At 67.3% G+C, this 14643-nt stretch carries 14 protein-coding genes; 10 read left to right on the top strand and 4 right to left on the bottom strand.

Translation table 11 applies throughout. From position 1 onward, the window contains the following. Positions 1 to 84: 84 nt before the first annotated feature. Positions 85 to 564: an SRPBCC domain-containing protein gene (locus D472_RS0119350; protein ID WP_017606120.1), complete on the bottom strand. Its 480-nt coding sequence runs from the start codon at positions 562 to 564 to the stop codon at positions 85 to 87. 29 nt (positions 565 to 593) lie between these two features. Here D472_RS0119350 and glsA point away from each other — a divergent pair, with 29 nt between their 5' ends. The 4 genes from glsA to D472_RS0119330 all read left to right on the top strand — a co-directional run bounded on the left by glsA (position 594) and on the right by D472_RS0119330 (position 4766). Further along, positions 594 to 1811 (top strand): glutaminase A, encoded by a 1218-nt coding sequence (glsA, locus tag D472_RS0119345; RefSeq protein WP_017606119.1) that lies wholly within the window; start codon positions 594 to 596, stop codon positions 1809 to 1811. Positions 1812 to 1890: 79 nt separating this feature from the next. Beyond that, a complete protein-coding gene (locus tag D472_RS0119340; protein WP_017606118.1) occupies positions 1891 to 2211 on the top strand; it encodes an ArsR/SmtB family transcription factor in 321 nt (106 codons plus the stop codon). Then, positions 2204 to 2677: an SRPBCC family protein gene (locus tag D472_RS0119335; protein ID WP_017606117.1), complete on the top strand. Its 474-nt coding sequence runs from the start codon at positions 2204 to 2206 to the stop codon at positions 2675 to 2677. Before D472_RS0119340 ends, D472_RS0119335 begins: the two co-directional genes overlap by 8 nt. Before the next feature lie 55 nt (positions 2678 to 2732). After that, positions 2733 to 4766 (top strand): ATP-dependent DNA helicase, encoded by a 2034-nt coding sequence (locus tag D472_RS0119330; protein ID WP_026117875.1) that lies wholly within the window; start codon positions 2733 to 2735, stop codon positions 4764 to 4766. A 42-nt stretch (positions 4767 to 4808) separates the two neighbouring features. Here the strand turns inward: D472_RS0119330 and D472_RS0119325 are convergent, their stop codons facing one another. Together D472_RS0119325 and D472_RS0119320 are read right to left on the bottom strand one after the other, a co-directional pair. Continuing rightward, a complete protein-coding gene (locus D472_RS0119325; protein WP_026117874.1) occupies positions 4809 to 5333 on the bottom strand; it encodes a DUF6315 family protein in 525 nt (174 codons plus the stop codon). A gap of 180 nt (positions 5334 to 5513) precedes the next feature. Beyond that, entirely contained in the window at positions 5514 to 5861 is a 348-nt protein-coding gene (locus D472_RS0119320) for a hypothetical protein (RefSeq protein ID WP_017606114.1), read from the bottom strand. Between the two features lie 193 nt (positions 5862 to 6054). Here D472_RS0119320 and D472_RS0119315 point away from each other — a divergent pair, with 193 nt between their 5' ends. Further along, positions 6055 to 7683, top strand: a complete 1629-nt coding sequence (locus D472_RS0119315) for a hypothetical protein (protein ID WP_017606113.1) — start codon at positions 6055 to 6057, stop codon at positions 7681 to 7683. Positions 7684 to 7716: 33 nt separating this feature from the next. Here the strand turns inward: D472_RS0119315 and D472_RS0119310 are convergent, their stop codons facing one another. Further along, complete coding sequence (locus D472_RS0119310; RefSeq protein WP_017606112.1) at positions 7717 to 8508, bottom strand: glutamate racemase; 792 nt, start codon at positions 8506 to 8508, stop codon at positions 7717 to 7719. A 254-nt stretch (positions 8509 to 8762) separates the two neighbouring features. On the opposite strand from D472_RS0119310, the gene D472_RS0119305 reads away from it, so the two are divergent. The 5 genes from D472_RS0119305 (at position 8763) to D472_RS0119285 (ending at position 14618) form a co-directional block, all read left to right on the top strand. Beyond that, the gene (locus tag D472_RS0119305) at positions 8763 to 10226 is read left to right on the top strand and encodes an FAD-binding oxidoreductase (RefSeq protein ID WP_033304231.1); all 1464 of its coding nucleotides are present in this window, start codon (positions 8763 to 8765) and stop codon (positions 10224 to 10226) included. A 72-nt stretch (positions 10227 to 10298) separates the two neighbouring features. Further along, positions 10299 to 11585, top strand: coding sequence for an SAM-dependent methyltransferase (locus D472_RS0119300; RefSeq protein ID WP_017606110.1), 1287 nt, complete (start codon positions 10299 to 10301; stop codon positions 11583 to 11585). A gap of 168 nt (positions 11586 to 11753) precedes the next feature. Then, the gene (locus D472_RS0119295) at positions 11754 to 12248 is read left to right on the top strand and encodes a hypothetical protein (protein ID WP_017606109.1); all 495 of its coding nucleotides are present in this window, start codon (positions 11754 to 11756) and stop codon (positions 12246 to 12248) included. A gap of 133 nt (positions 12249 to 12381) precedes the next feature. Next, entirely contained in the window at positions 12382 to 13668 is a 1287-nt protein-coding gene (locus tag D472_RS0119290) for a sugar ABC transporter substrate-binding protein (RefSeq protein ID WP_017606108.1), read from the top strand. Between the two features lie 50 nt (positions 13669 to 13718). Then, the gene (locus tag D472_RS0119285) at positions 13719 to 14618 is read left to right on the top strand and encodes a carbohydrate ABC transporter permease (protein ID WP_026117873.1); all 900 of its coding nucleotides are present in this window, start codon (positions 13719 to 13721) and stop codon (positions 14616 to 14618) included. The last annotated feature ends 25 nt before the right edge of the window (positions 14619 to 14643 follow it).

Here is a 14643-nt window from a genome sequence, read left to right as displayed (position 1 = left end):
CGACCCTGCTCGCGCGTGACCGCGCTCGCCGGGTCGTTTCGTCGTTTTTCCGAGGGAGGAGCCCCAGAGCTCCGAGGGTTTCGCTCAAGGCGACCCGGTCGGAAACCGGCCGGATCGTTCTTCGAGGTGGGCGGCCAGGTTGGCCAGGGACGACGCCAGGCCGGCCTCGTGGTCGCTCTGGGAGATACCTGGTGGGACATCCTCCGCCCGGATGGTGACCAGGGTGCCCTCGGGGGCGTCGGAGAGCGACCAGCGCATGGTCATGACGCCCGCGAAGGTCGGGTCATCTGATTCGAACACGATCCTTTGCACCACTCGTTGCTCCGGTACCAGCTCCGTGAACTCGGCCTTCACCACGTCGGTGTCCTCCGAGGACTTGCCGTGGCCGGCTTCCCCGTAGGTCAACACCAGCTGGTAACCCTCCAGGCTGAAATGTTCGAACCGTCCGGTCATGCCCTCGGGCGGTAGCCATTCCAGGAGACTTTCCGGGGTGGTGAGGGCCCGATAGGTGGTGGCTCGATCCGCCATGATCGTGCGCTCGCCGATGTCCACTCGTTCGCTCATGAAAGCAGCGTAGTTTCTAGACTGGCCGAATGGATCTTGATCAGGAGGAGACCAGCCCCGTCGTCGGGGTGTTGGAGGGAATTCGCGCGAAGGTCGCCGGCCTGGGCGGGGGTAGGGTCGCCGACTACATTCCCGAACTCGCCCACGCCGAGCCGGACGCTTTCGGGATCGCCGTGGTCAGTCCGCATGGGCGCGCCTACGCGGCGGGTCGTTCGGAACAGACCTTCAGCCTCCAATCGATGTCCAAGCCGTTCGTCTACGCGATGGCCTTGGAGGAACACGGCTTGGAGGTCGTGCACGAGCACGTGGGCGCCGAACCCAGTGGAGAACCCTTCAACGCGATCAGTCTGGACGAGTCGGGTCGTCCAGAGAACCCAATGATCAACGCGGGCGCGATCGTCACCACGTCCCTGGTCGGTGATGGTGAGCGCGGGGTGCGTTCCGAACACATCCGTTCGGTGCTGTCGACCTTCGCCGGGCGGGACCTGGCGGTGGACGAACAGGTCTACCTGTCCGAGGCCGAGACCGGACACCGCAATCGGGCGCTCGGGTACCTCAGCCTGTCCGGGGGCGTACTGGTGGGTTCGGTGGAGGCGGCCGTGCAGGACTACTTTCGCCAGTGTTCCGTGAGCGTCACGGTGGTCGACCTGGCGGTCATGGCCGGCACGTTGGCCTCCGGCGGGGTCAACCCCGTTACCGGGGAGAGGGTCGTCTCCCAGCTCACCGCGCGGCACACGTTGTCGATCATGACCAGCTGCGGCATGTACGACCGGGCGGGAGAGTGGGGCCTGCGCGTGGGGATTCCGGCCAAGAGCGGGGTGAGCGGCGGCATCCTCGCGGCGGCACCGGGGGCGTTCGGAGTGGGGGTTTTCAGTCCACCGTTGGACGAGGCGGGCAACAGCGTGCGCGGTGTGGCGGCGTTGGAACGGCTCTCCGAGGACTATGACCTGCACATGCTTCGAACGCCGGCACGACCGCATTCCCCGATGCACAGTGTGACCCGCTCGGGCGACTCCTTGTCCGTACTCCTGCGAGGGGAGATCGACTTCCTCGCCGCGGAACAGGTGGTCTCACGTCTGGCCGAGGCGGTCGAGGACACGGGGGTCACGTCGGTGACGGTCGAACTCGAACGGGTCTCCGGGTTCAGCGAGGCCGCGCGCTCCCTTCTCGCGGCCGAACTGGAGGAACTGGCCGACGCGGGGGTCGGTGCCCAGGTGAAGGACCCGCGCGGCGTCCACGGCTCCTGAAGTCGGGAAGGTCCCCTTGACGGGGCACCTCATCGTTCTATAATCAACTTAGTGGTTGATCAACTGGAAGGTTGAATGAGTGGCGGACGATTCGTTGAGCCTCACGTTCTCGGCATTGGCGGATCCGACCCGTCGGGAGATCCTGGCCCGATTGGCCCAGGGGGAGGCCACCGTCAACGAACTGGCGGAACCGTTCGAGATGAGCCTTCAGGCGGTCTCCAAGCACCTGAAGGTTTTGGAGCGGGCCGGTCTCATCACACGGGGGCGTGACGCCCAGTGGCGTCCTTGTCGGTTGGAGACCGCGCCCTTGGAGGAGATCGACCGCTACCGGAGGCGGCTGGAGGGTCGCTTCGCTCGTTTGGACGAAGAGCTACGCAGGATGGGGAAGAACCATGAGTGATCTCAAGGTCGTCGTCGAACCAGGACGGCAGGACGTCGTGATGACCCGCACCTTCGACGCGCCGCGCGAACTGGTCTGGCGCGCCATGACCGAGCCCGAACTCGTGGCCCGCTGGTGGGGGCTGGACGAGACCACCACCGTCATCGACCGGCTGGACTTTTGTCCCGGAGGGTCTTGGCGGTTCGTGGAACGTGAGGACGACGGTCAGGAGTACGCCTTCCACGGGGTCATCCACGACGTGAACGGGCCGGAGAGCTTTACCCAGACCTTCGAGTTCGAGGGTATGCCCGGGCACGTGCTCCTGGAGCGCCACAGCCTGGAGGAGGTCGATGGGCGCACCCTGTACACCTCGCTCGCCGTCTTCCAGAGCGTGGAGGACCGTGACGGAATGGTCGCTTCGGGAATGGAGACCGGGGCCGGGCAGTCGATGGACCGGTTGGAGGAATTGCTGCGCACCCTGGGCTGAATCCTCGCCTGTGGACGACGCCGCACCTGTGGGCTCGAAAGGGTACTGTCAACGGGTGGCAGATCTCCCCGACGTTCCAACCTTGCTCGAGGCGGCGGTCGAGGCCTTGGGCGGCCGCGGCCGAGAGGGCCAACAGACCATGGCCGAGGCCGTGGCGTCCGCGGTCGAACAACGTGAGCACCTGGTGGTCCAGGCCGGTACGGGCACCGGTAAGTCCCTGGCCTACCTCGTACCCGCGATCAGACGGGCCGTGGAGACCAAGAAGCCCGTCGTGGTCTCCACGGCCACCATCGCGTTGCAGAACCAGTTGATCGACCGGGACCTACCGCGCCTGGCCACCGCCTTGAAACCGCTGTTGCCCCGGGAACCCACGTTCGCGGTGCTCAAGGGGCGACGTAACTACCTGTGCCGCAACCGCGTTCAGAGCGGGGCGGAGGAAGAGGACACCGAGCTCTTCGACCCCCGGCAACTCTCCTCCTTGGGCCGCCAGGTCGCCCGCCTGCACGAGTGGGCCGATGACACCCTCACCGGAGACCGCGACGAACTCGTCCCCGGCGTCAGCGACCTGGCCTGGCGACAGGTCTCGGTGGGCGGTAACGAGTGCATGGGCGCCAGGGTGTGCTCCTTCGGCCAGGAGTGCTTCGCCGAGTTCGCCCGCGAGGCCACCGGTGGGGTGGACGTGGTGGTCACCAATCACGCCATGCTCTCCATCGACATGGCGCAGGGTTACCACATCCTGCCCGAGCACGACACGATCATGATCGACGAGGCGCACGAACTCGTCGATCGGGCCACCTCCGTGGCCACCGGGGTGTTGAGCGAACGTGCCGTCTCCACCGCGGCCAAACGTGCTTCCCGCCTGGTCGAACCGGGCATCAGCGAACGGCTCGCCGAGTGCGCCGATGGGCTGGCCCTGATGTTCTCCGAAGTCGGCGAGGGCCGCTTGGACCACATGGACGAAGGACTCGCCGGCGCGATCGCCGCGGTTCGCGAGGCGGCCGCCGCCTGTGTCACCGCCATCGGACCCAATCCGGGTGAACTGGACCCCGACGCGGCTTCGGATCGCAGACTGGCCTTGGCCGCCCTGGAGGAGGTGCGTGAGGCCGCCGAGCGGGTCCTGGAATCCTACGAATCACCATTGCGTGACCGCACCGAAGTGGTGTGGCTGGCCAAGACCCCCTCCCGACCGCCGGCGCTCAACGTCGCACCGCTCGGAGTCGGCGGGATGCTGCGGGAGAAACTCTTCGGTGACCGCACCGTCGTGCTCACCTCCGCCACCCTGACCCTGGGTGGCGACTTCACCGCTTTGGCCAGGCAATGGGGGCTGGGCCGTGAGGTCGGCCAGGAGGCGGCCGAAGGCGGGGAGGAGGCGCATCGTGCCGAAGGTGAGCCTCGTTGGCGAGGGCTGGACGTGGGTTCGCCCTTCGAACACGCCCGCAGTGGCATCCTCTATGTCGCCCGGCACTTGCCCAAACCCGGCCGAGACGGGCTCTCACCGGACTACCTCGACGAGATCGCCGAACTCATCGAGGCCTCCGATGGACGCGCCCTGGGGTTGTTCTCCTCCATGCGTGCCGCCCAGCAGGCCACCGACGAGCTGCGAGAACGCCTGGAGCAACCCATCCTGTGCCAGGGTGAGGACTCCACCGGCCGGCTGGTGCGCCGCTTCTCCGAGGACGAACGAGCCTGCCTGTTCGGGACGCTGTCCCTGTGGCAGGGGGGGGACGTGCCGGGCTCCTCGTTGCAACTGGTCATCGTGGACCGGATCCCGTTTCCACGCCCCGACGATCCGCTCGCCTCGGCCCGCCAGCGGGCGGTCTCCGCGCACGGGGGCAACGGCTTCTTGTCGGTATCGGCCACCCACGCGGCCCTGTTGCTCGCCCAGGGCACCGGTCGCCTGTTGCGCTCCACCGAGGACCGTGGGGTGATCGCCGTATTGGACCCGCGTTTGGCCACGGCGGGCTACGGCGGTTTCCTGAGAGCCTCCCTGCCCCCCTACTGGGGGACGACCGACCCACAAGTCGTGCGTTCGGCACTGCGCCGGCTGGCCGAGAAGGCCGATGAAGGGGAGAGGAAACCCGCGGCCTGAACGAGACGCCGGTGGCCGGGCACCGAGGGCCCGGCCACCGGATCAACCGCGGGTGCGATAGCCGAACAGGCGGACCGCGTACCCGGGGGAGTCCTCCTCGGGTTCCTGGATGTGCCAGCGATCGTCATGCTCGCCGACCAGGAGTTCGTTCCACATCATGTCGATGAGTTTGAGTCTGGAGACCACCGAGGATTCCGGGTCCAAGACGATCGAGTAGGCGTGGTCGGTGAGCCGTTGGGTCACCATGCCCACGGACTGCCCGTCCCAGATCGCCGGTACCGGAGCGTGTCCGACCTCCACCCCGCACAGCCGGAGTTGCTCCACCTCTTCGTCGAGGGCCTCAGCGGCCAACGCTCCGTCGAGTCGTAGGGCGTCCTCCAGCTCGTCGCGCTCCGGGTCGGAACGCAGGTAGGCGTGGTAGGTGCGATAGCCGCACGAACGGCACTTGCGCCAGACCACGCACCGGGCCAGCCCGTAGGCGGACTGGGCTTCGCCGACACTCTGGTAGTCGCTCACTTGGCGAACCATGCCGCATTCGCAACACAAGGCAGTGAGATCCTGCTTCATCGGAGTCCCCCCTCCCAGGTGAGTATGCGACGAATGGAGGCCGTTAGGGAACCCGTTCGGCGAGGAAGTCGCGGCAAGGAGTCGTCATCAATGCCCAAAATGGCCGGCCTGCGGGTTTCGGGCATACGTCAGAGCCTTCGGGGGTGTCTGGTCTCACGTCAAGGAGTGTGGCTCATGTGATCAATCGTCCATGGTCAGTCCGCGCTTGTTGCGCGCGGTCCAGTCGCGCATCCGCTGGGGGTAACCGACGATCTGTACGTCGTACGCCGGCTTGGCCAAATTCTTGGCCACCTTGCGGATGACCTCGGGGGAGCCGCAGCGGCGGCGGATCCACTCACCATCGGTGGCGACGGCCACCGCCGTGGTCCGGGTGGCGAAGGTCTCCGGTTCGACGAAGAACTCCACACCCACCCTGCTCTCGGCGAAGTCGATCAGGGCCTTGATGTCGGTGTCCTCGGAGGCCCGGTCGAACCGAGCCTTGCCCTTGCGGTTGGCCTTACGGAGTCCGAAACGGTCTCGCCATCCCATTGGCGCCCTATCCCCTTAGTGCGTGCACATTCGCTGTGTATCGCTATGTCGGCAGCGAGTCTATCCATCCGGACAACGAGCGAATCGGTCCTGGAGTGCCCAAGCCGTACCGGTTTCCCGCGTTTTCCGGACAGCTCTGTCACCACACTGCTACGTTCTGTTCGCACGCGGCTCAGTCAGGGGGAGATGAGACATGCCGATGTGGACATGGGCGGGGGAGACGGCGCGCCGGATCCGCGCCGCCGGCCAGGAGGAACTCGCCGAGGCGGTCACCACGTTGCCACGGCTCAGTGAAGCGGGCGACGCGGTCAAGGTGGAGGCACTGGCGCGGTCGGCGATGCGTACCGCCAGGCGGCTGGTGGCCGAGGCGGGTAACCGAGAGGCCGCGGTGCCAGGTGTGTTCGGACCACCGACCCTGTTCTTCTTGGCGCACTGGCCGCTCGCCGTGCGGGTGGGCGCCCTGGGGGAGGGGCGCCGTGCTCTGGACCAAGCGCAGGGCGCGGTCCGTGACGAACCCGCACCACGGATCCACGGGCCCCTTCCGGTGTCCGCGCGGACCTCGTTGGTGCGCTGTCACGCCAACATCGATTCCCGGGGGAGCACCGAGATCCGCCGAGATCTGCTCTCCTCTCGCAACCTGTCCGGTTGGGAGGACACCCCGGCCTGGCCCGCGTTCATCCTGGCACGGGTACATCTGCTCGTGGACGAAGGGCGCCCCGAGCGGGCAGAGGCCGAACTGCGCCGTTACGAACACACCGCCACCGGTCCGGCCCTACTCGGAGCCGAAGGGATGCTCGCTCTGGTCAGGTCGTTGCGGCACCAGGACAAGCACAGTGACGCCCTGGACGCCCTGGACCGAATGGAGGCCGGACTCGGACCGGGCGAGGAGAGGGGGGCCGCCGATCCGCGTCGCCTAGCCCTGCTCCGCACGATCCGTTTCGAACGCGCTCGCCTGCTGTCCTGGTTGGCCCGTCTGGGCCTGTGCGACGCCTACAAGGCCATCGCCCTGCTGCCCACCGTGGAAGAGGCCGAGGCCTGCCCGAACCTGCGCCCGGCCTGGGCGGAGGCCGTGGAGAACCTGGTCTGCCAGGGGAGCGTGCGCAACGACTGGCGACTCGGGGTGCGGATGACCACCTGGTCACGTTACTTCGAGCGGGTGGGAGCGCCGCGCCGTGGTGCGGAGATGGCCCTGACGGCCACCCGACTGGCCGGCGGCAGGGGAGCCCGCTGGGTCGCCGAGTGCTCGGCGCAGCGGGCCGAACGCCTCGTCCATGAACTCGGTGGGACCGAGGAGATCATCGGTGACCTCGCCGAGGCGCGCTCGATGGTGCGGGCGATGAATCCGGTCCGGCCGATGGCCCCGGCCCAGAACATCCTGGAGTTCCTGCGCGCCCAACCGGCGCAGGAGGTCGACCCCGAGGAGCAGGCCGAACAGGTCAGCGCGGCGCTGGCCACGCTTCCGCACGACTCGGCCCTGTTGAGCGCGCTCGGTCAGGTGGGGCGCACGCTCATGCTCTCCGACGTCGCCACCCGACCGCACTGGCATCACGTTCGAGCACGCCCTGGGGACCAGCGGGCGGCCCTGTCGTTGCTGGAGAGCCTGCTACACGACAACGACACCGCCGGGGTGCGCGACCTGGTCCGCACGCTCGCCGCCGGTGCCCTTCCCCAGATGGAAACGCCAGAACAGGACCCTCCGGCGCAGGGCCGACCCGTACGGCTCCGATCCGAAGAGCCGCACCGCGCCGGGGAGACGACCCACCGGCGCGTGGAGCACGCCTCTCCCATGGCCCAGGTCGCCGGCGCCCACGAGCCACGCTGAACACACGGTCTGGGGGCGGCCCTGCCGAAGGTCTCAGGGCTCGGCGGGGGCCTCGTCCCACAGGAAGCGCCCCGCGGGGTAGGTCAGGGCCGCCGGGGGCAGCGTGGCGGGGCGGCCACTGGCCAATACCCGTACCCGGCCCACACGTTCGACCGGACGCTCCGCCGCACCGATTCGGCGCAGAGCCTGGGCGGCGACCGCGTCGGCGGCGGTGAACAGTTCGGTACGGCCCCCCAAGGCCTCCGAGATCTGCTGTCCCACCAGGTCGTAGTGGGTGCAGCCGAGGACCACCCCGCGTACCCGCGCCGGAGTCAGCGCGGCGGCGTAGCCCACGGTCTCGGCGATCCGCTCGGGATCGGCGGACTCCACGGCCTCGGCCAGGCCCACACAGGCCACCGGGGTCACGGCCACGTCCTTGGCGAAGGTCTCGACCAAGCCGCGCTGGTAGGCACTGCGGGTGGTGGCCTCGGTCGACCACACCGCGATCGGTGTACCCGCGGCCGCGGCCGGTTTGATCGCGGGCACCGTACCGATCACCGGGACGGCCGGTTCGTACCTCGCGCGCAGCGCGTCCAAGCCGTGCACGGACGCGGTGTTGCACGGCACCACGACGGCGTCCAAGGGTCCGCCGTCCTCGGTGGCGGCTCGTGCGGCGGCGTCGGCACCGGCCAGGGCACGCTCGATCACCTGCTCGGGGGCGCGAGGACCCCACGGCATGTGGTCCGGGTCCATGGACAGGAACAAGTCGGCGTCGGGCCGGGCCGCACGCAGGGCGGCCGCCGTGGACAACATGCCGATGCCGGAATCAACGAGAGCGATGCGCACGGAACGGAATCCTATGCGGCTCCTCGGGTGATACCGACAACGCACCAGGTCGCCGGGGGGTCGTTACCGAGGCGCCACGGAAAGACTCTTCTCGGGCTGTCCGGTTGTGGCCGAAGCCGGGTAGGACACGTACCGAAATGGGGTGGCACAAGACCGTTACCGATGGGTAGAACAGAGGAAGTCGGCCCGCGTCGGCCCCCTCACCGCCGCCCGGGCGACCCACGCCGAGTCCGTCGAACCGTTAGGGAGCCGGTATGACCCGTGAACGACCCGATACGACTCCGCGGCGGGTGAGGATCGGCGACTCCGCTCCCGGTGAGGGATTCGCCGAACACGTCGCGGCGGTCCAACGACTGCGCCGGGACTACCGCGCGCTGCCCCCCGGGGCTCCGGTCCGGTTGGCCAAACCCACCTCCAACCTCTTCCGCTTCCGGGAACCCTCCACGTCCCCGTCCCTCGACGTTTCCGCGTTCTCCGGGGTCATCTCCATCGATCCCCTCGAGCGTCTGGCCGACGTCGGTGGCATGACCACCTACGAGGACCTGGTCGCCGCCACCCTGCCCCATGGCCTGATGCCCTTGGTCGTGCCCCAGCTGCGCACCATCACCCTGGGCGGGGCCGTCACCGGCCTGGGGGTGGAGTCCTCCTCGTTCCGCAACGGGCTGCCGCACGAGTCGGTTCAGGAGATGGAGATCCTCACCGGCTCAGGCGAGGTGCTCACGGCCACCCGCGACAACGAACACCGGGACCTCTTCCACGGGTTCCCCAATTCCTACGGAACGCTCGGATACGCTCTGCGCCTGCGTATCGAACTGGAACCGGTCTCCGCGTACGTGCACTTGCGTCACCTGCGCTTCTTCGACGCGAGCGAGACCATGGACGCCTTGAACCGGATCTGTGCCGACGCCGCCTACGACGGTGAGCGGGTCGACTTCGTGGACGGGGTGGTCTTCGCCCCCGACGAGCTCTACCTGACCCTGGCCCGCTTCACCGACCAAGCGCCCTGGACCAGTGACTACACCGGTAACGACGTCTACTACCGGTCCATCCCGCGCTACGCCGGTACCGGGCCGGGCGACTACCTCACGATCGAGGACTACCTGTGGCGATGGGACACCGACTGGTTCTGGTGCTCCCGCGCCTTCGGCACCCAGAACCCGTTGGTGCGTCCGCTATGGCCTCGCTCCCTCAAACGCTCCGACGTCTACCGTCGCCTCGTGGCCTGGGACCGGCGCACCGACTTCTCCAGGCTCCTCAACCACTACCGGGGCCGTCCCCAGCAGGAGCCGCTCATCCAGGACATCGAGGTGGGCGTGGAACGCGGGGCGGACTTCCTGGACTTCTTCCACGCCCGGATCGGAATGAGCCCCGTGTGGATGTGTCCGATCCGGCTCCGTGAACCACGCCGTCCCGGCATGACCGACGACGAGCACGTGTGGCCGCTCTACCCGTTGGAGAACGACCGCCTGTACGTGAACTTCGGGTTCTGGGGCATGGTCGACATGAAGCCGGGACAGCGCCGTGCCCACCACAACCTCCTCATCGAGGAGGAGGTCACCCGACTCGGCGGCCACAAGTCCCTGTACTCGGACTCCTTCTACACCGAGGACGAGTTCTGGGACCTGTACAACGGCGCCGCCTACCGCGACCTCAAGGAGACACACGACCCACAGGGGCGACTCTTGGACCTGTACGCCAAGTGCGTACGCAATCGCTGAGCAGTCTGGACACCACCATCGGGGCGCGCCCGTGGTTCTTGGGCCGTACCCGTGAGGAGGAGGGAAACAGCAATGCGGCTCGCAGAGATCTTCGAACGTGTGGTGGGGCCCGGTGCGCCGATCCGGTTCACCGCCTACGACGGCAGTTCCGCGGGTGACCCGAACAGTGACGTCGCACTGAACGTGCGTACCCCGGTCGCCGTCAACTACCTGGTCCAGTCACCGAACGCGGTGGGTTTGGCCCGCGCCTACGTCACCGGCCACCTGGAGGTGGAGGGTGACCTGTACACCGCCCTGAGACGGGTGGCGGACTTCGCCCTCGGCAGGGACACCACCCCCTCCGTCCGCGACCTCGTCCAAATCATCCGTTCCGTGGGTTGGGTCAAGTTCGTCAACCGGGTGGCTCCACCGCCTCAGGAGATGCGTCGCAAGACTCTGCTGGGACGAGGGCCGCGCCACTCCAGGGAACGCGACGCCGAGGTCATCCAGCACCACTACGACGTCTCCAACGAGTTCTACGAGATGGTCCTGGGCCCGTCCATGACCTACACCTGCGCGGTCTTCGATGACGATGACGGCAGGCGAGAGCGGGTCGGGGCCTTCGATGGGGCCCTGGAGAGCGCCCAGTTCCGCAAGTACGACCTCGTGTCCCGCAAGCTCGGCTTGGAAGAGGGCATGACCCTGCTCGACGTGGGCTGTGGTTGGGGCGGCATGGTCCTGCACGCCGCCCGGGAACACGGAGTGAAGGTGCTCGGGGTGACCCTGTCCAAGGAACAGGCCGAGTGGGGCGCCAAGAAGATCGCCCAAGAGGGGTTGGGCGACCTCGCCGAGATCCGGCACATGGATTACCGGGACGTGCCCGACGGCAGCTTCGATCGGATCAGTTCCATCGGTCTGACCGAACACGTCGGTGCCCGGAACCTGGACACCTACTTCGCCTCGCTCAACGACAAGTTGGTCCCGGGGGGACGGTTGCTCAATCACTGCATCACCCGCCCGCGCAACGACCTGGAAGCCATGAACCCCAAGGGGTTCATCAACCGTTACGTGTTCCCCGACGGCGAACTGGAGGGACCCGGCCGGATCCAGGTCGCCATGAACGACAACGGGTTCGAGATCCGTCACCAGGAGAACCTGCGTGAGCACTACGCCCTGACCCTGCGCCACTGGGGCGCCAACCTGGAGCGCCACTGGGAGGAGGCCGTCGCGGAGGTCGGGGAGGGCACCGCCCGGGTGTGGCGGCTGTACATGGCCGGGTGCGTGTTGGGCTTCGAGCGCGACGTCGTGCAACTCCACCAGATCCTGGGCGTCAAACTCGACGGCACCGAATCCCACATGCCGCTGCGACCCACCTTCTGAACCCGAAGGGAACGGGCCCTTGCCGAATCTCGGGTCCGTGGCCCCTCCACGGGCCGTGGGGGTGTTCACCGTGCGGCGAACACCCCCACGGCCTGCCTCGCCCGAGGACGTCCAGACGGCATCATGGTGACGACACACTCGTACTCCGTAGCCGTGAAGGGACCAGAAGTGTCCTTCGATGACCACGCCCCCGAACCCGACGAGCCCACCCCCGCTTTCGAGGCCGACCCACCGGACCACGTCAAGGAGACCGCGATCGCTCTGGTGGGCGCCTACGTGGGCCACGACCGTGACGAACTGGATCGGACGATCCCTCGAGCGGCCGACGACGCCGCCGACGTCCTTTCCGAACTCAAGGTGCTCGCGGCCTTCCTCAGCCGTCGGGTCCAGGCCACCGGTGTGGTGTGGAAGCCCGCCGACTCCCGGGAGGCGGTGGCCCGCACCGTCGCCGAGATGCTCCCACCCGAGCTGGAGTTCGCTGTCTCCACGGCTTGGGAGGCGCACTCGGTCGGTGAGGAGGAGGCGGCCGAACGGTTCACCCGGGGCGACCCCATGATCTACGTCCACATGCTCGCGGCCTTCTGCGCCGCCATCGGTTCGGCCGTCTACAAGCGCGCCGAACTCGTTTCCACCCTGCGTCAGGTGACCGGTCTGAGTGAGTGAGGACCTTCGCCCCTTTCGAGTCGCCTAACAGCTCAGAAACAAGTCCTAGTGGTTTACTTCACAAGCGGGTGTTATTTACGTAGGTTTCCTACCAACCCTCGGGGCAGCCACGAACGGAACGGGAGACGAGCCGATGGCCCGCAAACGAGTACACGAGTACGTTCCCCTCCCAGCGGCCACGCTGGCCCTGATGCTTGCGGCCACGGCCTGCGGCGACGACGGTACCGGTGATGGGGGCACCGACACCCTCCAGGTCTGGATCATGGAGGGGACCAACCCCGACGCCTCGGAGTTCTTCGACTCGGTCAACGAGGCCTACACCGAACAGACGGGCATCGAAGCCCAGGTCGAATTCGTGCCCTGGGCCGATGCCCAGGACAAGATCACCACCGCCATCGCGGGTGGCACGATGCCCGACGTCGTCGAGCTGGGCACCACCTTCACCCCCGAATTCGCCGACGCCGGAGCCCTGCACGATCTGTCCGGCTACATCGACGATCCCTCCCGCTTCCACCAGCAGATGTACGAGATGGGCGTCATCGACGACGCCGCCTATGGCGTGCCCTGGTACGCGTCGATCCGCTCGATCATCTACCGCAAGGACATCTTCGAGGAGCACGGCCACGAGGAACCCGCGAACTGGGAAGAACTGCGCGAGACCGCGATGGACCTCGCCGAGGCGGAAGAGGACATGATCGCCTTTCCGGTGCCGGGCGACGCCCAGTATTCGGTCATGCCGTGGGTCTGGGGCGGCGGTGGTGAGCTCGCCACGCAGGAGAGCGACGGCACCTGGACCTCCACCCTCGACTCACCCGAGGGGCGCGCCGGGATCGAGTTCTTCACGGATCTGTCCCTGAAGGACGACCTGTCCACCACGGGTGCGGTCAACTGGAACGAGATCGACGTCATGGAACAGCTCTCCGATGAGCGGGCCATCATGGCGATCTCCAACAGCTCCAACCCCAAGGCCATCATCGAGAACAACCCGGACCTGGAAGGCAGGCTAGGGGTCTTCGTACTGCCCGGTCAGGAGGAGGGTTACACCGAATCCTTCGCCGGCGGCTCCCTACTGTCGGTGTTCGAAGGCACCGGCAACGAGGAAGCCGGATGGCACTACGTCGACCTCCTCACCAGCGGGGAGTTCTTCGAGCGCTGGGGTGAGGAGAGTGGCTTCTTCCCAGCCGGTGTGGCGGAGATCGAGGAGTACGCGAACTCCGAGGACCCGCTGGTTCGGCCGTTCGCGACCCAGTTGCTCGAGGCCGGCAAGAGCACTCCGGCCGTGCCCGCCTGGTCACAGGTCGAGGCCGAGGGTGTGGTCGTCAAGATGCAGCAGGACATCCTCAACGGTGACGCCACCGTTGAGGAGGCCACCGCGGCCGCTGCCGAGGCCATCGAGAACATCCTCAACGAGGGCCGTTGATGCGGGTCGAACCGACCCGTCGGCGGTCGGCGCGCGCGCCGTTCCTGAGTATGCGGGGGCGGCGCGCGCTCCTGCCGTGGGCCCTGCTCGGCCTCCCTCTAGGGGTCATCGCACTCCTGCTGCTCTTCCCCATCGGCCGGATCGTGTGGCTGTCCTTCCGGGACTTCAAGTTGCGCAACCTGGTCTCGGGTGAGTCCGACTTCATCGGTCTGGCCAACTACGTCACCTTGCTGACCGACCCGTACCTATGGCGGATCGTCCTGGTCAACACGGTGGTGTTCGCCGTGGTCGCGGTGATCACGACGGTCGTGCTCGGCACCCTGGTGGCCCTGTTGCTGGCCGCCCTCGCCCCCGTGCCCCGAATCGTCGTGGTCTCCTGCATCATGGTGGCCTGGGCCATGCCGGCGGTCAGCGGCACCTACGTGTGGATCTGGATCTTCGACGTCGACCAAGGGGTGGTCGCTCAGGCCCTGTCCTCCCTCGGCCTGATCGATCAGAGCGGGCACAACTGGTTCGCCGACCGGTTCTGGTTCTACGCGATCGTCACCCTCAACATCGTGCACAGCGGGTTCCCGTTCGTGGCCGTCACCGTCTTGGCCGGGTTGCTCACCGTGCCCAGGGAACTGTACGAAGCGGCCCGCATCGACGGAGCCGGAGCGTGGAAGCGCTTCTGGCACGTCACGTTTCCCACCCTGCGACCGGTGTTCGCGGTGGTGACCGTGCTGTCAACGATCTGGGACTTCAAGGTGTTCGCGCAGATCTACCTGATGCCCGGTGGTGACGTCGGAGGATCTCGGATGCTCAACCTGGGAGTGTGGTCCTACGTGCGTTCCTTCGGCCAGAACGACTTCGGCATGGGCTCGGCCATCGCGGTCATGCTCACGCTGCTGCTCCTGGGCGTCACCGTCGTGTACCTGCGCGCTCTGTTCCGAGAGGACGAGATCGAATGAGGTGTCCCAAGAGCGGTGGCGCGCG

It is taken from the genome of Nocardiopsis alkaliphila YIM 80379, assembly GCF_000341005.1.
Lineage (GTDB): Bacteria > Actinomycetota > Actinomycetes > Streptosporangiales > Streptosporangiaceae > Nocardiopsis > Nocardiopsis alkaliphila.
The sequence above is the reverse complement of the archived record's forward strand: the minus strand, read 5'-3'. Positions and strand labels throughout refer to the sequence as shown.

What these genes read in the sequence shown, in the direction of transcription:
- D472_RS0119350 (WP_017606120.1), bottom strand. Translation starts at nt 564, where the DNA reads ATGAGCGAACGAGTGGACATCGGCGAGCGCACGATCATGGCGGATCGA.
- glsA (WP_017606119.1), top strand. Translation starts at nt 594, where the DNA reads ATGGATCTTGATCAGGAGGAGACCAGCCCCGTCGTCGGGGTGTTGGAG.
- D472_RS0119335 (WP_017606117.1), top strand. Translation starts at nt 2,204, where the DNA reads ATGAGTGATCTCAAGGTCGTCGTCGAACCAGGACGGCAGGACGTCGTG.
- D472_RS0119325 (WP_026117874.1), bottom strand. Translation starts at nt 5,333, where the DNA reads ATGAAGCAGGATCTCACTGCCTTGTGTTGCGAATGCGGCATGGTTCGC.
- D472_RS0119320 (WP_017606114.1), bottom strand. Translation starts at nt 5,861, where the DNA reads ATGGGATGGCGAGACCGTTTCGGACTCCGTAAGGCCAACCGCAAGGGC.
- D472_RS0119315 (WP_017606113.1), top strand. Translation starts at nt 6,055, where the DNA reads ATGCCGATGTGGACATGGGCGGGGGAGACGGCGCGCCGGATCCGCGCC.
- D472_RS0119305 (WP_033304231.1), top strand. Translation starts at nt 8,763, where the DNA reads ATGACCCGTGAACGACCCGATACGACTCCGCGGCGGGTGAGGATCGGC.
- D472_RS0119300 (WP_017606110.1), top strand. Translation starts at nt 10,299, where the DNA reads ATGCGGCTCGCAGAGATCTTCGAACGTGTGGTGGGGCCCGGTGCGCCG.
- D472_RS0119290 (WP_017606108.1), top strand. Translation starts at nt 12,382, where the DNA reads ATGGCCCGCAAACGAGTACACGAGTACGTTCCCCTCCCAGCGGCCACG.
- D472_RS0119285 (WP_026117873.1), top strand. Translation starts at nt 13,719, where the DNA reads ATGCGGGGGCGGCGCGCGCTCCTGCCGTGGGCCCTGCTCGGCCTCCCT.